Annotated in this window: 15 protein-coding genes; 8 read left to right on the top strand and 7 right to left on the bottom strand. The window is 50.5% G+C overall.

Annotation, left to right across the window (positions count from 1 at the left end):
* Window positions 1–7: 7 nt before the first annotated feature.
* Window positions 8–1,471, bottom strand: coding sequence for an ATP-binding protein (locus tag SPB21_RS34205; RefSeq protein ID WP_499869518.1), 1,464 nt, complete (start codon window positions 1,469–1,471; stop codon window positions 8–10).
* Between the two features lie 50 nt (window positions 1,472–1,521).
* A complete protein-coding gene (locus tag SPB21_RS34200) occupies window positions 1,522–2,049 on the bottom strand; it encodes an eCIS core domain-containing protein (RefSeq protein WP_499869517.1) in 528 nt (175 codons plus the stop codon).
* Between the two features lie 262 nt (window positions 2,050–2,311).
* Here SPB21_RS34200 and SPB21_RS34195 point away from each other — a divergent pair, with 262 nt between their 5' ends.
* Both SPB21_RS34195 and SPB21_RS34190 read left to right on the top strand, forming a co-directional pair.
* Window positions 2,312–2,944 carry a type I restriction endonuclease subunit R gene (locus SPB21_RS34195; protein ID WP_499869515.1) on the top strand — a complete coding sequence of 211 codons (633 nt, stop codon included), beginning with the start codon at window positions 2,312–2,314 and terminating at the stop codon, window positions 2,942–2,944.
* An 11-nt stretch (window positions 2,945–2,955) separates the two neighbouring features.
* Window positions 2,956–3,387, top strand: a complete 432-nt coding sequence (locus SPB21_RS34190) for a four helix bundle protein (RefSeq protein WP_499869513.1) — start codon at window positions 2,956–2,958, stop codon at window positions 3,385–3,387.
* A gap of 499 nt (window positions 3,388–3,886) precedes the next feature.
* On the opposite strand, the gene SPB21_RS34185 is transcribed toward SPB21_RS34190, so the two are convergent.
* The 5 genes from SPB21_RS34185 to SPB21_RS34165 form a co-directional block, all read right to left on the bottom strand.
* The gene (locus SPB21_RS34185) at window positions 3,887–4,870 is read right to left on the bottom strand and encodes a hypothetical protein (protein WP_499869511.1); all 984 of its coding nucleotides are present in this window, start codon (window positions 4,868–4,870) and stop codon (window positions 3,887–3,889) included.
* A gap of 156 nt (window positions 4,871–5,026) precedes the next feature.
* A complete protein-coding gene (gene xerA, locus SPB21_RS34180) occupies window positions 5,027–6,148 on the bottom strand; it encodes a site-specific tyrosine recombinase/integron integrase (protein ID WP_499869509.1) in 1,122 nt (373 codons plus the stop codon).
* 81 nt (window positions 6,149–6,229) lie between these two features.
* Entirely contained in the window at window positions 6,230–8,386 is a 2,157-nt protein-coding gene (locus SPB21_RS34175) for an ATP-binding protein (protein ID WP_499869508.1), read from the bottom strand.
* Window positions 8,383–9,606 (bottom strand): Pvc16 family protein, encoded by a 1,224-nt coding sequence (locus tag SPB21_RS34170; protein WP_499869507.1) that lies wholly within the window; start codon window positions 9,604–9,606, stop codon window positions 8,383–8,385. Before SPB21_RS34170 ends, SPB21_RS34175 begins: the two co-directional genes overlap by 4 nt.
* A 237-nt stretch (window positions 9,607–9,843) precedes the next feature.
* Window positions 9,844–10,053 (bottom strand): Nif11-like leader peptide family natural product precursor, encoded by a 210-nt coding sequence (locus SPB21_RS34165; RefSeq protein WP_163665486.1) that lies wholly within the window; start codon window positions 10,051–10,053, stop codon window positions 9,844–9,846.
* Window positions 10,054–10,664: 611 nt separating this feature from the next.
* On the opposite strand from SPB21_RS34165, the gene SPB21_RS34160 reads away from it, so the two are divergent.
* From SPB21_RS34160 to SPB21_RS34135, 6 genes are all read left to right on the top strand, one after another.
* Window positions 10,665–11,087 carry a GPW/gp25 family protein gene (locus tag SPB21_RS34160; RefSeq protein WP_163665489.1) on the top strand — a complete coding sequence of 141 codons (423 nt, stop codon included), beginning with the start codon at window positions 10,665–10,667 and terminating at the stop codon, window positions 11,085–11,087.
* Window positions 11,088–11,166: 79 nt separating this feature from the next.
* Window positions 11,167–13,416 carry a putative baseplate assembly protein gene (locus tag SPB21_RS34155; RefSeq protein ID WP_499869506.1) on the top strand — a complete coding sequence of 750 codons (2,250 nt, stop codon included), beginning with the start codon at window positions 11,167–11,169 and terminating at the stop codon, window positions 13,414–13,416.
* An 11-nt stretch (window positions 13,417–13,427) separates the two neighbouring features.
* Window positions 13,428–14,483 carry a phage tail protein gene (locus tag SPB21_RS34150; RefSeq protein ID WP_499869504.1) on the top strand — a complete coding sequence of 352 codons (1,056 nt, stop codon included), beginning with the start codon at window positions 13,428–13,430 and terminating at the stop codon, window positions 14,481–14,483.
* Between the two features lie 82 nt (window positions 14,484–14,565).
* Complete coding sequence (locus SPB21_RS34145; RefSeq protein WP_499869502.1) at window positions 14,566–15,864, top strand: hypothetical protein; 1,299 nt, start codon at window positions 14,566–14,568, stop codon at window positions 15,862–15,864.
* 5 nt (window positions 15,865–15,869) lie between these two features.
* The gene (locus SPB21_RS34140) at window positions 15,870–18,161 is read left to right on the top strand and encodes a WD40 repeat domain-containing protein (RefSeq protein ID WP_499869501.1); all 2,292 of its coding nucleotides are present in this window, start codon (window positions 15,870–15,872) and stop codon (window positions 18,159–18,161) included.
* A gap of 54 nt (window positions 18,162–18,215) precedes the next feature.
* Window positions 18,216–20,786, top strand: coding sequence for a COG1470 family protein (locus tag SPB21_RS34135; protein ID WP_499869499.1), 2,571 nt, complete (start codon window positions 18,216–18,218; stop codon window positions 20,784–20,786).
* The last annotated feature ends 41 nt before the right edge of the window (window positions 20,787–20,827 follow it).

Genomic DNA, 20,827 nt, shown 5'->3' with positions numbered 1-20,827 from the left:
AACAACCTTATTCCATAGTTATCGATGAGCCTAACCAAAGGGGTTTCCCAGTTGGGCTATTGCTATTTTTCTTAGGGACTGTGGGCAGGCTATCCCAGGAGCTATAGGCTGAGCCATTTAACTTGCCTTCTTTTTGTAGCTCGCGCTGGATGCCGTTGAGCACATCGTCTTTGTGGATCTTTTGTGGTTTACGATTAACGGCTTTGACACAGGCGTAGTGCAGAATATTGATAATGTTACCGCCTGTTAGCTCATACTCATGGGCAAATGCTTCAAAATCGACGTCTTTAGCCACTTTAAAAGGCTTGTTGATAAACGTATCTTGCCACAGCTGCAGGCGTTGCTCAGGGTTGGGTTTGGGAAACCGAATCATAGACTGAAACCGACGGGCAAAGGCATTGTCTAAATGAGACTGTAAATTTGTGGCGAGAATGACCAAACCTGCATAGTCTTCAATGCGCTGCAGCAGGTATGAAACCTGTTGATTGGCCGCCCGGTCATTGGAACTTTGGGATTCTAACCGTTTGCCAAATAGGGAGTCAGCTTCATCAAAGAATAGAATCCAATCATGATAATTGGCCCGATCAAACAGTTTGGCTAAGTTCTTTTCAGTTTCTCCAATGTACTTTGACAGGACGTTAGATAGCTCAACGTGAAACACAGGTAAACCCACCTTTTTACCTAGTAAACAGGCCGTTAGGGTTTTGCCAGTGCCTGGGGGACCATAGAAAAGACTGCGATAGCCGGGCTTAATCCGCTGTTTTAGCTGCCAATGGTCCATCAGCAGATCTTTGTTTTGTACCCAGGCCAGGATATGGTCAATCTCCTGGCGGGTGGCTGGATTAAGCACAAGATGATCCCAGTCTAAGGCGGTGGTGATTTCTTGAGCTGGAAACTCGGCACCAAAGGCAGGGGTGTAGGGCTGCCCGGTGAGGAGTTGTTGGCGATACTCAGGGCTAAGGTTGAGGGCTGCGCAGAGGGGGGGCTCGTTTTGGTGTGGATAGTCCAGGGTGAGGATGCCCTGGGTAAATAGGATGTGTTTGGGCTGAAAGAGATTATCGTAGCGTAAGCGAGCAGAGAGATTATCTCCAGCCAGTAAAAACATAGCAGTTTCGCAGGTGGGGAGAAAGCCACTGTGGACATTGCCAGTGAGGCCGCCAAATTCGGTATAGCCGCGATCAAGGTTTTGGTTGCGGATAAAAAATGTGTCTAGGAGATGGGGCTTAAGATGGGGGATCAGGCATAGACAAAGGACCAGACGGTCTTCTGGCTGTAGATGAAGCTGCTGCACGAGAGTGGCGTAAGGCGCATCGTTGTGACGTAGCTCCGGTGGTGGGATGATGGCAAATAAGTCATCCGGAGGTGGTTCGCCTTCAAAATATAGTTTTATGCGATGCTCTAGCAGGGTACTGAACCAGGTGAGTTCAAGATCAATACAGGCTGCGTTTTGAGACACTTGATCTGGGTTCATGCCGTCACCGGGTAATGGGCATTATCCTGTCAAGGAACCGTTTACTATCATTATCCGCGAGCGGCTTCGGTTCCCATGCGGTCAGCTTCTCGTTCTAAGGCAACATCGTCATTAATGTCTACCCCGTGAGCTTGCATAGTGGGCCTTACCCGACCCTGCATTTGTTGTACGATGTGCCAGCCTTCGTGGGGCAGCTGTTTTTCTTGGCCAGGACCGAGGTGAATGGTCTGTCCCTGGGCGTAGGCGAGGGCGTTTAGCTGGGCTGGTTTGGCAGAATTGCGGTGAACGCGCACGTTGGATAGGTCAAAGCCGGAAAGCTGTTCTAAGCCCGACTTTAGCCGGTCGGGCATGCCGGTGTGGTTTTCGTTTGCTTGTTCGTTGCTTTGTCGTTGAACGGCGGTATCCTGCTCTGATGATACGGTGTCTAGCATGGCATCAACATCGTAATGCAGTGCTGCCTGTCGCTGCATTGGAGTCCCACTAACATTTTGTTGTTGCTGCACGGGGAGCCAATAGTTATCTGCTTCGGACTTCGTTTGAGGCTGCTTGTCTCGTTTACGCTGGGTGGATTCAAACATGGGGCTGGATTTCCTTAGGCTATTTGCCTATGACATCGCATGGGTCTAAAGCTGATTAAGACAGATAAACCGCTCAGGAATAAAAATATATGTATGTAGCACCATAATAATCGCAACTAGCGATTGAAATCATTAGGGCATGTTAGCGAAGCGTAACGCAGCATTGCAGATAGATCACCTTGATAGGAAAGTTCGGTAGGGTGTGCTGGCGAAACATTTTGAGGGTATTGGCTACAATGGAGCAGTAGAAATAGTCCAAATAATGTCAGTTGCTATCACAGAAGCGATTACTACCCTGATCGAGGCAGAACAGCGTTTCTGCCTGCGTCGGACAGAGGAAGATAATTTTTTTCAGGAATGGTGTACTGATTTACCAGCGCTCACTGATATAGATAGGGCAGGCTTGACAGAGCTGCGCCGGCGTTATCTGTATCAGCGTTCCCAGGGACAGCTATTAGAAAATACGGTAACGCTCTTGTTTGCCTCACCACTGCTAACCCTAGCGGGATTTTATGATCCTCCTTTTAGGCTTAAGGCGGAGGAGTCGGTACAGCTTACTCTTGAGGATCCAGAGGAGGTTTTGCAGGGTCGGTTAGATGTGCTAGTACTCAAAGAACAGTTTTGGGTCGTCGTGCTGGAATCTAAGAAGACGGCGTTGTCGGTATGGTCGGCATTACCGCAAACACTGGCTTATTTGATGGCGAATCCTCAGGCTAAACAACCCAGTTTTGCGCTGATGACCAATGGTGATAACTCGGTATTTGTGAAGGTTGCTCGTTCACAGGGCGGAGAGTATAGTTTCTCGCGAGTGTTTGCCGCGATGACGTCTAATCAGGAACTGTGTGAAATTTTGCAGATTTTGAGACGCATCGGCCAGGTAGTGGGAAAAAACTAAGGTAGGGAGTGATGCGACGCGTCACTCCCTACGAGGTTCTCGGTGACGCACCCTACCTGGCTTCCCCTCCTCCCTCCATGTCCACTTCCATCAGCATCCAAGCCCGTTCCCAATCGTTTGCTATACGGGTTGTTAAGGCGTATGTGGAGTTGAATAAACAGCCGTTTGATGATGCGGGTAAGGTGCTGTCGAAGCAGTTTTTGCGGGCAAGGAGGAGTATTGGGGCGAATTGTGCAGAGGCGAAGTTTGCTCAGTCGAATAAGGATTTTATTTCGAAGTATTCGATTGCGCTGCAAGAGGCGTCGGAATGCCGTTATTGGATTCGGATCTTGGTTAGCTCGGGTGTGATCGCTGAGCAACAGTTTACGCCGATGTTGGATGAGCTTAACTGCATTATCCGCATCCTGATTGCTACTATCAAGCAACTGAAGAAAAAAGAGTAGCCATTAATTCATAGCCCTCAAAACTACGCCATAATTCTCCACTTGTTACTCGTTACTCGCTACTTGTTACTTCCTCTCTGGTGGCTCGGCTTTATGAGCAGGGTGCGGATTTTTTCGCATTGAGGTTTATCTTTTCCATTGGTTGCGGTGGGTCAGGAGTGGGTTGGGGGAGTTGGTGGGGCGGTTGGGGTTTGCCGTTGGGGTAATCGGTGGTGGGGCGGGGTGGGTTGGAAGCGGTGCGACGAGTCACACCCTACGTTCTCGGTGTCGCACCCTACCGCCCTATACTCATCCGCGTCATCCAAAGTTGTGACATTTCTATCATGCACCAATTTGAAAGAGTGCTTGTTAACAATTAGGCTAAAAGACGTTTTCAATGGCTTTTAGGTTTTGTTATGGGCTTTCCCGATCTTAGCTCAGCCCATTCATCTATTAGATATACACTCAAGCCTTTTTATAGTTTTCGTCCAAACCTAACCAATTAAAAACATAGCCTGACTTATTTGTAAATTATATGAAAGTTAAATACTGGCCTAAACTTGGATGAGCCTTTATCCCAAAGTTCTATCTGAAAATCCCATATATTCTCATTGCTACCTGACCGAGCAGTACGTAATTGAAACGGCTTCAAGGTACTAATTACAGAAATTACTTTATTTTTCCAACCAGTCTTTACTGCCTCAAGGTCTTCAGTTTTTATTCGCCCGTTAGGCCTTCCAGATCCATAGTACCCAGTATCGAAACGCCGAGGAAACGGGTCTGGCTGTGCAACAGTGAAATCTACCTTTTGTGCTTCACGAACGATCGCCGCAATAACTTTATCTGGTGATTTAGGGACCTCCGGATTGTTTTCGTTTTCTTCTACCTCTCTTGCTTGATCCTTGGCTCTAGCCATTGCAGAATGCAGTCGAAGCATTTCTTGATCAATATACATTACAGTAAACTCTTGAAATTCTTCACCAAGACAATCCTGAATATGTTCATCTATTTCGTTTAAACGCTTTATAAACCAGTCAGGCAAATAAGGCGGGATTGACATACTATGACGAAGAACATCTTCGAAGTGTTCAACATCTTCCTCGTAACGTAATAATTTATCCGCAAACACAATGGCCTGAACCCAATCTCGAAATACATGTCTGGGACCATCATCAATCCAGCCTAGCAATACCCTATTAACATCTTCATCTTGATTTAATCCAGCAATTTCGTCTTCTGTGGCAAGAACACCATCTATATCAATTTGTTTCTGAATAGTTTGCTGTCGCAGTTCGGTATTATTATCCGTCGTTGTCTGCAATTGAGCGTTTTTTTCCTCTTGTTGACTACTATTCGCCACCTCTTGAACTTTTCTCTGCATAATGGCTTCAGGACGATTATCCACAAACCCAAAACCTTGCTTCGTATTCTTTTTCCTCTGCGCCACTGAATTAGCAACAGCTCTACTTTTATTCTCTTTCGACCTCTCTACTTGTTCATACATATCTCAAACCTTTTAAGTTTTTCTTTAGTGGTTGTTATAGGCTTTCTTCATTGCCTATAACATTGGTAACAAACGACACTAGTGCGTTTATTTTCACTGTGTCATTACTCAAAAGGTGCACATATACCTCTGATTTGGCGGTATATGTGCACCTTCTCACACATCCATATCGTCCAACGGCGATTTCAGATTCTCAAATCCCTTGGACGTAATATGCGTATAGATTTCCGTTGTCTTCGAACTACTATGACCTAGCAACGACTGGATATACCGTAGATCCGTCCCCCGCTCCAGTAGATGAGTCGCAAAACTATGTCGCAGCGTGTGTAACGTCACCTCCTTTTTAATTTCCGCGTTCTCCACAGCCCGTTGCAATATCTTACGTAGACTAGTAGTACTGTACTTTCCTCCGTTGACTCCTTCAAATAACCACTCCTTCGGACGATATTGCTTGTAATACTCCCGCAGCAACAACAGAGCCTTCTGCGATAGAAACGTAATCCTATCTTTATTCCCTTTGGCATCCCGAATGTTGATGCAATTCCGTTTTGAATCAATATCCGTTAGCTTAAGATTCAGAACTTCACTTCGCCGCAATCCCGCAGAATAGATCAAGTAGATTGCACACTTATGCTTCAGGTTGTTGATCTGCTTGAAAATCAGCGCAACCTCTTCTTCACTCAACACGGTTGGCAGCTTCTTCGCTTTTCTGGGTCTCTGAATCACAATGGGATCAACCGACCGGCCCAGCACCGTTTCAAAATAGAACTTGATCGCGTTGATCGCCTGGTTTTGGTAACTGGCTGAGAGATCCGTATACTCCACCAAATGCAGCATATAGGCGCGTATGCGCCCCGGCTCGATCTGGTCCGGCTCCCGATCACTATTAAATTCGAGGAACCGAGCCAGGGTAGAAGTATAGGCCTTGATCGTATTCTGGCTGTACCGCCGTATCTTCATCTGCTCCACAAAGGCAGATGGGATCTGCACCTGTCTGGATAATTTGGCCTGGTCAGAAGATGGTGCATCTGCTTCATTTGCTTCCTGCACCAGCACGTCCTGCATCGGCACAAAACTGATCTGTCCACCAAACTTCCGATTCAAAAATTCCAGATGATTGGCATAGTAAGGAATGTGCCAGCAACTCAGGGTCGTACTCCACCGACAGTCCCCAATCAGTCGCACCAGCCGCATCAAATCATCATCCCGATCAAACAGGAGTTTCAGGCGCTGCTGATTACGATGAATCGTCTTTTCAACTCTGATGATCTTAGTCATGGTCGCTATGGCTATCATTCAACCAGTTTCTCCACTCCTAGAACCAAATAGAACAAAAAAGAATACACTGCATCGTCGGCTTCACCCAATCCTGCACCCATCGTCCTTGTGTCCATCAGAGATCACTTCCCAATCCTTTACGGCATGTTGCTGACCATTCCACTGAAAATCAGCTTTGTAGATCTGCCGCTCCAACTTCTGATACTCCGTCCTCATCGCCGCCAAAACCTGTCTCATTCCCACCTGATTACCCTGCTCCGTCGCCATAAACGCCGCATTAATCGCAACAGTATGGATCGTCCCCCCCGTAATATTAAACCGCCCTAAATGTTCGTAATCAATAACACCTGTCGGTATCCTATCCGGAAACACCTTCCGCCACAATTCCTGCCGATACGCCTGCGACGGAAACGGAAACTCCACCAAAAACCTCAGCCGCCTCAAAAACGCATCATCCAACGCCTCCCGTAAATTCGTCGCCAACACCGCCAGTCCCCGATACGCCTCTATTCTCTGCAACAAATAATTAATCTCCACATTCGCATACCGATCATGACTGTCCTTCACCTCACTGCGCTTCCCAAACAACGCATCCGCCTCATCAAAAAACAAAATCGCCCCACCTTCTTCGGCAGCATCAAACAACCTGCGCAAATTCTTCTCCGTCTCCCCAATATACTTACTCACCACCGACGACAGATCAATCCGATAAAGGTGTAGGTTCAACTCATTCGCAATCACCTCCGCCGCCATCGTCTTCCCCGTCCCACTCGGCCCCGCAAACATCGCACTTACCCCAAACCCCCGATTCATTCGCTCCCGGAAGCCCCAGTCGTCGTACACACGCGAACGCAACCGCACCTGATCCACAATCTGCCGCAGAATCCCCATCGCCTCATCCGACAACACCAACTGATCCCAAGTCGCCTTCACATCAACCCGCTGCGCCAGGGATTCTAATCTTGGGCGAGTACGGTTGAGGCAGGCATTCCAGAGAAGGGGTGATGGGGTGATGGGGTGATGGGGTGATGGAGTATCTGAATTTTGAATTTTGAACTTTGAATTTTGAACTGTTTCCTCTTCTTTTTGAATTTTGATTTTTGTAGAGCTTTGCTCTTCTCGCAGAGTACTTTGAATTTCCTCCCCCAACTTGTTACTTGTTACTCGATACTCGTTACTTATCTCTTCAATTTCCGACACATTCAAACAAAACTGCCCCGCCAATACCCCCGCCATCTCATCCGATCCTTCACCCAACATATCCTCCCAAACCTCTCTCTGTTCCATCGCCGTCGGCTTCCACACCTCCTGCACGATCGCCACCCGATGCGTCGGCAACCGCACCTCCCGACTATCCACAAACACCAACCCATCACAGCCCGCCAAAAACCGGCGCAACGCCACCCGGCCTGAGCTATCAGCCCCCAGCTCCTGCGTATCCACATACAGCGCCACCGCCGACAAAAACGTCTCCCGTTCCCACCGCCGCAAAAACTCCGTAAACGCCGTATCTCCTGTCGGAATCAACTCTCCCATCAAACAATACAGCCCCATGCCAAAGCCCCGCGCCACCGCCCGCGCCACCAACACCTTCGTCGGCTCACTCATTCCCAACAGTTGCACCACCGGCAAAGCCTGGCCTCGCTCCGTCCTCGCCAACCGCTCACCCAGAGCTTCCACCACCGCCCGCTGGCTGGCCGACAGCCGCACCGCACCACGCCCCAAGGGCGTCACCAATCCTTCTAGCCGATGGTCCAACCCCGCCGAGCCCATAATATGATTCACCACCCGCTCATCCGCCCGCAGCATCGTCTGCGGCAACGGCTGCGGCTGGGGAGAATGCAGCTCTACTAACCGCCAGTAGCGCAGCGGCGCATCCACCGTCATCACATCCCACTGCACCTGATCAAACAAATTAAAACAAAGGGCAAACGTCGGAAACGCCCAACCCCGATTCCCCTGGGCCTGATCGCACAGGTCCGGTATCTGCGGGTCCACCTCCATCGCCACACACAGCAGCAAAATGCCCAGATCCAGGTCCGTTAAGTTAAACCGATAGCCCAGCTCCAACGCCGCCGGTTTCGGATCCATCGCCGCCGCTTTTGCAATGGCCGCTTCTGCTTCCTCCAGCATTTCCGGCGTGATGGCATCTTCTCCAATGGCCCGCCGCAGCCGCAGCCGCAACCCGCGACACACCGCTAATAGATAGGCTCGATTCTGTTCTGCCCAGCTGCTCATGGCATAGTCACCCTCACCTGCTGCAATGGATCGATGCGCAGCGGCACCGTCGCCACATCCACCGGCAAACTATCCACCCCATCCACCCGCAACCGCACCGGATAGTCCCCCGGCGTCATTTCTCGAATGCGAAAGGTGAGGCGAGATGCCCCTGGATTATCGTCGTCCGTGGAGATTTCATAAGGTGCAATGGTGCGATCTCGCCAGATCAACATCACCCGCTGCTCCGGATGCACCGCTGGCCTACAGCTCAACGACAGGGTTAAATTCCCCGCCGAGATTTCCAACGGATCCAATTCTGAAATGGTGGGGGCCACTGCCAAGGGAAACTCATTACTAATTCGCATCGCACTGGACGCCCGCACCCCCCCCACCGCCACGGTCCAAAACCCGGCCAGTCGGGCCTCGGGGGGCAACACAATCTCCGCCGAAGTGGGTGACACCTCAGGTACTAGCTCAATCGCCTCAGGCAACAACGGATGGCGCAGTTGCACCGTCACCGCTTCCCCATCAAAATGTTCTCCCCGAATCATCACCCGATCCCCCAGCCGCGCACTGGGCTGTCGGTGGGGCAAAATCACTCCGGTAATCTGGGGCGGCAGTCCCGGTATGACAAAGGGACCACCCTCCACACCACTGCGGTTTAATACGGGCATTGCTCCCGCTGGCAACCCACCGGTATCAATCATAATTACGGCGACTTTAAAGGCGATACAGGGCCGATAGGGATGTTGTAACACCTGCCACACCTTCGACATATCCTCAAAGTCCAGGGCCACAGGCGTAATTTGAATCTTTTCAATCTGTCGATGTAAATCGCTATCTGGGAATTCTCTTGCGGTCGCGATTTCAATCTCGTCTGGGTGCAGGGTGATGCCATCCGCCAAAAACTGAATCACCCGCCCCAACAACCCATGGCTTTTGGCCTCGCTACCATTTTCCCCATAGGCTACCGCTAAATAATAAAGATCCAGGGCAACAGCAGTTTTCTGCGGCGTTCTCACCTTCGCTCTGGGATGGATCGGCTGTTGGTGGCCCAGCTCAAGCTTAGGCATCGCATGGTAGAGCAACAGATTCACCCGATTACTGTCACCATTGCCCTGAGACTTTTCCAGGGTCTGTGCCGTCACCGTCGCACTATCAACCACATTACGCAGACCCTGGTTAATCAGAGACTGCAATGTGGTAGTGACCGCTGCAATGGCCAACGAGTTACTCATAACAAGATAGAAAAATCACCTCGGGCTGTTTTACAACAGAACAATCCGTAGGATGGGTAACACCCATGGAACACGTTTCGGCATGGAACCAATACCAACCATTACCCACCACCAGTGACAAACAATAGCAAGAGATATTATTTGTAGGCCATATCACACGATTGATGGGTCGTGCCCACCCTTCGAGTTATTGGCCAATATTCAATGGGGGGTTAATATCACGGTTTCATGCCCGTCCTAAATCCCTGGAATCTCCGATAGCTCGCAATCAAGCTCTTCCACGGAAAACCGCATCATGTCTTGCCATTCATTCAGCGTAAACGAAAAACCCCGTTGATTTGCCATCATCACAAATGACTCAGCATTGGGAGCTAAATTAAGAGAATCTCGCAAATTAGGATTCGCTTGAGCTTCACGATAAAGCTTTACAACCTGCTCTTTAGCCATATTAGAGGGGGCTCCTTTAAATATTTTAGTAAGGAAATGAGCGCAAAGCCACGATGATTTGTTCGCAACAGATGATTTGTTCGCAGTAGCTGACTGTTATACTAGCAAGCTTCATGACTATACCAACACACAAACCAGGATTCCATGATTTTTGTTGCAAATATCTGCAATATTGATCGCTCAAAGTTACAGACACTCTCCATTTTTTAACTTATCTAACAATTAACGGCTGAACGGTAATCAAATAGAGTCAATTCCAAAACATCTGTAAAAGAAATGCTAGTTATCCAAAACATGTCTATTATTAGGAAAAATCTCTAAACAAAATCAAGTAATCGCCATCCTGTAATACATCACTGTTTTTCAGTTAGCGAGAAGTCTACATCCTTGTTCTTATCTGGTTTGGACATAACTGGTTCTCCTTGAATAAGGGGAGCCATTGCCGCCATTGCCGATGTTAATAATCTTCCAGATGTGTATATACGGTAGCTGCTTAAGGAGAGGTAGTTGTTAAACATCAATTCAAACTTTACATAACTCAGTATTATGTTTTGTACTATTCCTATTCCCTTTTGAGATATCCCATGTAATTGTTAGTGGATGCATGCCCTATGGCGTCAGTTCAAGACCCGTCACAAAAACGACGACACATCCTAGGCGAAGGCTGGGGATTTCCCATGCGATTAACCAAGCAAGGAAGTTTTCAGCTAAGTCATGACTATCGCAACCTGGAAGAATCTATCGTTATTATCTTAGGAACGCGCATCGGAGAACGACTTTATCGACCTGATTTTGGTTCTCGACTCCATGAACTTGTTTTTGCCCCCCTCAACGATGACACCTTGTTATTGGCTCAAATTTATGCCCGTGAAGCCTTACAACAATGGGAGCCCCGCATCAAAATTGATGCGGTGACGGCGGATCCTTTGCCAGATGCGTCTAGTTTACAGATTACGGTGCACTATCGTATTCGCAAAACTCACCATCGTCGCAGTTTGGTTTATCCGTTTTATCTCACTCCGGTTGAGGGGTAATAAAGTAAAAATTGAACAGTAAAAAGTAAAAATTGAAAAAAACCTTCCTCCCCCTCTCCCCGCCCCCTAAAGCTCTACAATGGAATTCGACTTCCTCCCAAAGCTCCCCAACTCCAACCTTGACGACCGTCAGTTCAAAGAACTGGTGGAAGAATGTTTGTTGCGCATTCCCCGCTACTGTCCAGAATGGACCAACCATAATCCCAGTGATCCGGGGATCACCATGGTGGAGTTGTTTGGCTGGCTGACGGATCAAATGATGATGCGGTTTAACCAGGTGCCGCGACGTCACTATGTTGCTTTTTTAGAATTACTGGGCATTCGCTTACAGCCGCCGGTACCGGCGCAGACGGCCCTTACCTTTTATTTATCTGCCAGTTTGCCAGAGCCCTATACCATTCCAGCCTCAGTGGCCGTGGCCACCGAACGGACGGAGACGGAAGAGGCAATTATTTTTAGTACCGACGGTCCCCTCACCGTGGGGCTACCCCATATCCGTCATCTTTTAACGGCAGAGACCGACGAACTGCAGCCGACAACACTACAGGATCGTCTGTCGGTACGCTGGACTCGCCAGCCCAACGGTCGTTGGACCGGGGCAGAGCAGGAGATTTTTAGCCCCACACCCCAACCTGGCAATTGTTTTTATGTGGTGCTTGATGCTGACCAAGCGCTAGACGGCAACGTTGTTGCGTTACAGATAGAGGGCGAGGCGGCTACACCCACCGGCCTGTTGCCCGCAGCACCGCCTCGTCGTTGGGAGGCTTGGAATGGTGAGACCTGGGTCTCTACGATATTGATGCAGGAAACTGACGATGACACCCACGGGTTTAGTTTTTACAATTCCGGCAGTGACAGTGCAGTGCAGCAGGGGGAAATTGTCTTACATTTGCCCCAACATTTTCCAGCCACAGACTTTGCTGGTCGTCGGGGAAGGTGGATTCGGTGTGTCTGCACTGAGCCGATGGTAGGAACAACGGCCTATGGCAGTTCTCCTCGCTTGATTAGTGTGGCGGCGCGGTCCACAGGGGGCACGGTCAATGCCCACCAATGTGAGACCATCCACAATGAACTGCTGGGGGAAAGTAATGGCCAGTCAGGACAAACGTTTCAGTTGCAAAGTACGCCGATTTTGCCGCGCCAGGGTTCAGAGTCTTTGGTGGCCACCTTAACCAATGGTCTACAGCAAGTGTGGCAGGAGGTATCTGACTTTGCTGAGTCGGGACCGGAAGATCTCCACTACACCTTAGATTCACTAACGGGTTTAATCCAGTTTGGTCCCTTGATCCGTGAACCGGCCCAGTTAAAAACTGCCACCCAGCTACGCGCCCACCAACAGTCTTTCCATGCTTCTGGTGCGGCGGCTGTGTTGGCCGCTTCTCCCCAATTGCTAGAACGACAGCATGGGGCTGTGCCCCCTAGAGGGGCGGTGCTGACTATGCGGGCCTATCGCACCGGCGGCGGCCAACAGGGCAATGTGCAAGCCAATACACTGCGGGTGATTAAGTCGGCTGTACCCTATGTGGCATCTGTGACCAACTATCGGGCTGCCCTCTATGGCGCTGATGCGGAATCCCTGGAGTCCGCCGTATTGCGGGTACCCAAATTGTTGCGCACTCGCGATCGCGCCGTCACCGCCGAAGATTTTGAAGCCTTGGCCTTAGAAGCAGGTGCAGGCACTGTGGCCCGCAGTCTCTGCCCCCATGCACTCAACGACAAACCTGGCATCATCACTGTTGTTGTTGTGCCCAAAACCAACCTGGGGGACCTTGACACGGGTCTAGGTATTTCCCCCGAAGCGCTGGGTCTCACGCCAGAGCTAAGCCAAACCGTGCTCAACTATCTCAACGAACGACGTCCCCTGGGGTTGCAGGTAAAGCTTGTATCTCCTAATTATGTGGGGGTGAGTGTGACCACCGAAGTGGCTCTGGATCCTAGCTACAGTTCACCAGAAGCGGAACAGGCCATACTACAGGAGCTGCAGGTGGCCCTATATCGATTCTTAAACCCATTGACCGGTGGCCCCCAGGGAGAAGGCTGGCCCTTTGGTACCCCCGTCTATCCGTCAGATATCATTACGCTATTGCAAACCATGACCGGGGTACGGTATCTGGGCGCAGTGACCCTATACGAAATTCGACAACAACGTCGGCAGCAGGCCGCAGACCAGAGCACAGATCAGAGTACAGATCAGAGTACAGACCAAGAAACGGAATGGGTACGGCGGCTGGCTCCAGACAACGTCGTCACCCCCGATCCCCTGGGTCTCATCTGTTCCTGGAACGACGCTCAGCTGTCTACTGGCCATACCATTAGGGTCATTCGTTAGGGGGACGTACCATGGCACAGACCCAAACTGGACGCATGATCGACCTTGAGTTGGTGCCCTTGCAGGAACCAGATCTTGCCTCTGGCTCGGCAATTAGCTTTTCCCCCTCTAGCACATTGTCTCGCATCGCCACTCCCCGCCCCCTGCCATCCTCCCTCACAACCCAGCTACAGCTACAACCAGGAGAACCCAATGAGTTGGTGGTACGAATAAAAAATCGAGGGGACGCGAACCTCACACTTCAGTTTACGATCATGGGAGATATTCCCTCAGGCTGGTGCCAGATTCACACAGAAGGCTCGACACTGCCTGCGCACCATCAAATGGAGACGGTATTTTACTTTGTTAGTCCAACGGATTTTTTTGAACGCCCCCTCTCCCCCAGTCAATTACCCCTACGCTTAGATTACAAAGGCCAACTTAAAGTCACCGCCAGTTCCCAACGGGGTGATGCCGAAGAACATCTCACCCCCTTTCAACTCTTAGTACGTCCCCCCAGTAAATATCTAGACCTTCTACCCGATATTTACCGCCGCACCGATATTGTCGGTCGATTTCTCAAAATCTTTGAGACCACCTTTGAACCCACCGTTGATATTCTGGACCACCTGTGGGCCTATCTAGATCCGCTAACCGCCCCGCGCGCGATGCTGCCGTTTTTGGCCCATTGGGTGGGTTGGTCATTTCAGGTGCCCCTGAGCCTGGAACAACAACGGATGCTAATTCGCTACGCCATGGAGATTTACCGATGGCGCGGCACCCGACGAGGATTACGGTTTTATCTACACCTGGCCAGCGGCTTGCCCCTGGATGAACATATTCCCGACGAATCCCAAAAAGCTATTGGCATCCACGAGACCTTTAGCCCAGGCCATGTATTGGGCCAAGCCGTCATCGGCACCTCAGCAATCTTAGGAGGCAGCCGTCCCTGCCACTTTTCCGTACGACTACGCCCCCCCGAGAACCATCCCCTGGATGAATCCTTAATTCGTACCATCATTGACCAGGAAAAGCCTGCCTTTTGTAGCTACGATCTTGTGATTGAAGCTGGGGTGGACAGTAGTTGAAGTAAAAGTAACAAGTAGCGAGTAGCAAATCAGACTCTCTCACTCCTACCTCTTACTTTTTACTTTTTACTTCCTCTCCCCCATGCCCCTCCAACCCCTCCAACGTCTCCACGTCAACGACGGTTTACTGATTACGGCCAACCTGTGGCAGGTGGCCCACAGCTACCATCAAACCCGTCAGACCATCCACTATCAGTCGCTACACCAGGGAGGTATTGTCGATGGCCTGGGGGTGTGTGTAGCTGAGATTCCAGAGCAAGCATCCAGTCGCTATCGCCATCCGCGATGGTTGACGATTCAACCGGGGCTGGCGATAGATGGCCAGGGTAACCCCATTGTTGTCTCTTGTCCTGAGAGTTGTTATCTGTCGGCCCAGCCCACCGAAGAAACCACAATTTATATTGTGCTCAAGCATTCGGAACAGGCCTCCCAAATGGAAGCAGAAATCGTTCAGGATGCGTTTCAGATTATTGAAAAAGATGTGCCTGCTGAGGCGAATGAGGTAGAGCTTTGTCGGGTACGATTGGGGCCAGGGTTACAGGCGCTCACTAACCCAGACAATGTCTTTTCCCCTGATGTTAATCAGCTAGATTTACGTCATCGCCAACCGGTTCAGGCTCGTTCATCCCTCACCTGTGGAGTCGATTTATGGTCATCCTCGTCTAACAATGTGGCTCAGTTTCAGGCGTTATTTGCCGCCTTACCGAGCCTCGCCCCTAGACTCCAGGGGCACATGGTGGATACCCCCCTAACAGGGGACCTCAGCTACATTGACTACGATGAGTTTTGTCGTACACCCCGTCCCCATCAGCACCGGCTGGCTGACTATTTGCAGCAGGGCGGGGTGTTGCTCATCGAGGCAATTGTGGATCATGATGTCTTGGACCTGTATCAGGCCGAGCTAGAACTGCAGCAGGCCATCGCCGCTACCCCCGCCCACAGTGCTCAATCATTACGAGAAAGTGCTCAAGCAGAATTAAGTACCCTGCAAACTTGCATTGCCGACGAAGTGGCTAACCTGGCCGCACCCATTCACACATTTCTAGAGATTGAAGGACTGTCAGCCACCGTTAGCACAGCAACAGCGGCGGATAGGGTGCGTCAGGGAGAGTTTTCCCTGGTGCAGACCCAGCCCTTTCACTTTAGCCATTTGCCAACGGTGCAGCGACGACCCATTGGGCTATATCACTGGGGTGGGGTGGTGCTGTTAATGGGGCCATTACTCCAGGCCTGGGGTGCCAATGATGACCTATATCTCGATCGAGAAGAGATTCGTGCGGCCCAGGAATTTGGCGTTAATCTCCTCACGTTTGCTGCCCGTCATCGTCAGCTCCACCAGTGGCTGATGGCCGATTCATCCCCTCGTTCTCAACCGGTCTAAGACCCATGGCTACCCAGATTTTGACCCAGCTATCTACCCAGTCTCTTCAAGTTGGCGACGGCCATGACCAGTTTGAGGTGATGGTCAATAATCTCAGTAATCTTTTTGCCACCTTTACCCTGGAGCTATCGGCACCTGGCATTAGGCCTAATGCCAGCCCTGATTGGTATCGCCTGACGCCGGATATCTCTGCCAAGATTCCAGCCGGGGATCAGGCTAATTTTATTGTTAATCTATTGGCCTTGCCCCCCATTGCCGGTGGCTTCACTGGCAAGATGAAGCTCAATGTGAATGTCACCTGTTTAGAATTGGGAGAAAAAGATCGACAAAGTATCAATTTAGAGGTTAAAGGCCCAGGCAGTATTCCCCTGGAAATCTCCATAGCGACAACGGAATTTCAGGGCAAACCAGGGGAGCTTATTGATATTCCGGTAGTGATTAAAAACTGTCAGCGTAATACGGCCAACCTGCAAGTGGAGCTAACGGGTTTAAACCAGAACTGGTTAATTGATGGCCATAAACGACGGCTACAGCTGCCGCCCCAGGGCCGATCTGAGCTGTTATTTATCTGCCAACTGCCCGATCTCAGTGAAGCGATCCACGGAGACTATGGGTTTCAGGTGGAGGCACGTCAAATTCAGGCTCAGCCGGTACAGCAGGCGGCTACCCTGACCGTGTTACCCGTGGGTTCTTTGCTCTTTGACTGTGACCTGGCGACGGTGAATCCCAAGCTGCATAAAGACCCTAGGGAGATGGATGAGGTCGATGACGTTGAGCTGTGGGGGGTGCGATCGTACCCCCCTTCCTCTCCCACCCATAACCCCCGATCCAGATCTACCAAAGCCTCTAAATCCAAAACCTACAGAATCACCCTGGACAACGCCAGCAATGTAGTACAGTCCGTCAGACTCAACATAAACCGCATCGATATCCCCTGGTTCAAGCGATTGCAGTCATTCCTACGACGCACCGTTCCCACCCCAGCTCGCACCACCCCCCATTGCCTGCACCTAAGACCATCTCAGGTTGATCTCAAACCTGGAGAAGTCACCACCCTGGCCTTAAACATCAAACCCAAGGTCCCCTGGTGGGGATGGCGACGCCGACAACAGTTTCAGCTCCACCCCCAACTGCAAGAAACTATCGTTGACCCTCCGGAACATCAGATTCGGCTTGCGGTCCCCCCTAGAGTTCCATTTTGGCTGCAATGTTTAGGACTGCTCTTAATGGCACTAGGTCTAAGGTGGTTCTACCAACATTTATCTGACCATAAAGGCCCCGTTAATAGCGTGCAATTTGACGGGCAAGCCAGCATGGTCATTAGCGGCTCCAATGACAATACCATTGGCCGTTGGCAGCTCTTTCGCCAACTCCGAAAGAGTCAACTCCAACGGTTAAATAAGCTGCCCCCGAACAAAGCAATGCAAGAAAAGGCGGTGCGAGTCGTTCACTACCGTCCTCGTAACAACAATATTCTGGCAGCTGGGCTAGAAAATGGAGAAATTCAACTGTGGGATTTACTCGCGGAAACCAATAAACCAATGGTCTTCCAGCCAGACGATCGCGTCTTTGACCTACAATTTAGCGCCGATTCCCGCAGTTTGTTTAGCGCCCACGGTAGTGGGCTAGTTTTACGCTGGTATCTACCAGACCTAGACAATCGCCCTAGACTTTCGAAACCGGCTCAACAACAACAGTTTAACTTTGCAGTTCAGGCCATGGCCCCCACAAGCCTTGCCCCTGAGCAAGGGATCCTCTTCAATAAAACAACTGCACCGGAAGATCCCTTAGCCCTGGTCATTGGCGGTCGCCGCAATCAGCTCAAGTTATGGGATCCCCAAACTGACCAAATCAGCTCTATCCCCTATGCTACAGGTCAAGAAGACAATTACATTACCAGCCTAGACACCGCTGACAATAAGCCAACGCGCCTGGCAGTTGCCGATAACCAGGGTCGCATTAGTCTCTGGAATCTTAACCAGTGCTGGACCGATAATGCCAATTGTTCACCCACCGACCAGTGGACAGATGGTCACCAAGAGCGTCCCGTCAATGCCATCGCCCTCACCCAAGATGCCTGTTATCTCGTCAGCGGCGGTGCCGATGGTCGAGTCATCCTGTGGCGTCTCAACCCTTCAGGTTTAGTAATGGACAAAAAACAAATTGCCAAGTTTTCAAAACCCATCAACAGCGTCGATATTGCCCAAAAGGAGAACACACTAGCCATTGTCAGTGGCAGCGACACCCATCAAGTCAATCTGCGCCAAACAAAAGCCGACAACCCCGCCTGCCCCTAAGATCCATACTCGTTACTCGTTACTTTTTAATATTAACTCCCCCTTCCCTCCGCCATGACTCGCTATTCTGTTCCAATGGCAGCATTGCCCACAGTCGCCCTTCAACAGGAATCTACCACCGATCCAATTGGTGTGGTAATCTCGTCATCCGGACAGGACCAGGTACTCCCAGGGAATTGTTTTGACATCAACGTTACCATTAGCAATCAAGGAGATAAAAGTGCCGTTATTGACATTTTCCTAGATGAGTTACCCGTCGCCATTCATCCCTGGTGTCCCCTTACCCAAACTCAGCTAGCCTTAGACCCAGGGGAACGAGAAGACGTCACCTTTCACTTTGATGTCCCCCCCAACGCCCTGACAGGCAGTTATCACTATTGGCTAGTGGTGGACGCACCAGCACATTATCCTGGGAAAGCGCCCCACCGTTATCAACATCATTTAAACGTGCTGCCCCCCTCCCAGGACAGCCCCCAGGAGAACACACCCACCTTTGCGGTGGAACCGGTCACTACCCACCTCAAACCCATCAAGGTGCTTCCCGGCAACCCCCTCCAGTTTCAAGTATATGTCTACAATCGTTCAGATCGGGTCGATCGGTTTCGACTGTTTTGCCCCGACCTACCCGAAGACTGGGTCACCATTGATTATCCTCAAGGATTTCGCACACCGGGCTTAGCCGTTGTTGAAACCCAGTTAGATCTCAACCCAGACATGGAAGGGGTGATTTTACTCACCCTCACGCCTCCAGTTAGGGCTCTGGCCCAAACCATGTTGGTCACACTCCAGGTAAAATCTGAAAACAATCCTAAGCTTAAGCTACTGGATGTTCTCTATCTACAGATTGAGCCATTTTACGAAGTAACCACCCATTTTCGTACCCTGGTCAGCCGCATTCAACAACAATCAGGGCTGTACAGCATCCAGACAACAAACCAGGGCAACACCGAGAGAACCCTGGATTTTCAGGTGATTGGGTTAGAAGGTGGAAATCTTTGCGAGTATACCCTCCGACCAGAATCCCTGACCCTCGCCCCCCAACAAACCCTGGTGAGTGAGGTCATCGTCCAACCCAAAAATCCATGGAAACAACCTCTGTTTGGTGGCGGTCGCGTCATCCAATTTGAAGTCATTGCCACAGACCTCGACAAAAAGCCATTGGTCGAGAACCCAATGCAGGGGCTACTGATGTGGGAGGCTCGCCCCTGGTGGCAGATTTTGCCCTTTATCCTGTTATTAATTGGCTCCTTTATCGGCTTAATGTGGCTGGCCTGGTGGTTGTTTATTCATCCGCCTGCCCAGGCTAAGGTACTACGCTTTGCCACAGAAAGTAGCGCCTATGAGGCCAGTAATGGCGATACAGTGTCTGTGGGCTTTGAAATTAGCCACCCTGGCCGTATTCAACAGCTAGAAATTATGGGTCAGTCGGCGGAGGGGGATCTGTTGAGTGGTCCCCTAATCTATGACCTGAGTGGTAAAACCTTACCGCCAGAACTGGAATCTTTTTGCATCGAACGGAGACAGTCTCTGACCTGTCGCAATGTTCGCACCGATGCTAGACGGGCCGGAGAGTACCAATTTATTCTCAATGTGATTCCTAAACCTGGACGCAATGCCATCCCCACCCAGGCCCAAGCTCCTCTTGTTGCGATCGCACCCATCCCACGACCCAGCATCTTAGAGTTGGTGCCATCCCAAATGAACTATGTGGAAGCCCCCCCGGTTCAGCCTTCGGATAATCAGACCGCTGCCACAGCTGTTTCGAGTAATGCAGACACTGATGAAGCGACCAGTAGATCAGCTAACGAATCAGACAGTAGCGATCGCAAGCCACTACCATCGCTCGAAGAAGATCCCTATGTTGTCAGGGCAAACTGGAACATCAGCCATCCCGAGCAACTTATGGGCCTGCAGCTAATTGTGCGAGATGCCCAAAAAGCCGTTGCACTGCCTCCCCAAATATTTGATTTTCAAGAGGGCATCCCCGATGAACTAGAAGATTTTTGCGACATTAACCAAAACAGTATTTTAGCTTGTAGCAACGTACCAACAGGCCTGAAGCAAGCTGGAGCCCACACCATCGAGTTGGGTGCTATTCCCAAAACAACATCCTCCACAGAAGAACCGATTTTAGCCACCACAGATCCTATTCAAGTACAGGCAAGGCCACCTCAGGTGATTCAGTTTACCCTTAATGGAGACCCTATCCTGGCCGAGAAAGCAGACTATTTATTACCTGTTGACGAAGGGGAGGGCCTCATGGAAATTGTATTGGGGTGGAAAGTGGAAAATAATCCAGGAACTCAAGTGATGTTGATGCCCGCCCCAGGCAATGTGGAAACCCAGGGAACTTTATTTGTGCCCTTAAGTCCTGACCCCGGTAAAAATGTCTTTTCACTACAGGTAACCAATTCAGCCGGAGAATCACTAACGCGATCGCTCACCATTACCACCTATGATCCCACACCTGAAAACCCCACCATCATTGTTAATACTGGGGATGGCGACCAGGCTGCCGATGGTGCCAGAGAGGGTGGAGGAGAGGCTGGTCAGAGCAGCGGACCACCAGTACGCTCTCGTCCAGGAACCGTTTCTCCTGTGGAACTACCTCCCCAATTTGAGTGATTCTCGACTGACGTTTAACGATCTGCATTGGTCATCATAAT

Source organism: Leptothoe sp. ISB3NOV94-8A (assembly GCF_043421595.1).
Classification (GTDB): domain Bacteria; phylum Cyanobacteriota; class Cyanobacteriia; order Phormidesmidales; family Phormidesmidaceae; genus Leptothoe; species Leptothoe turfae.
Note: the sequence above shows the minus strand (reverse complement) of the source record. Positions and strands in the feature narration are given on the sequence as shown.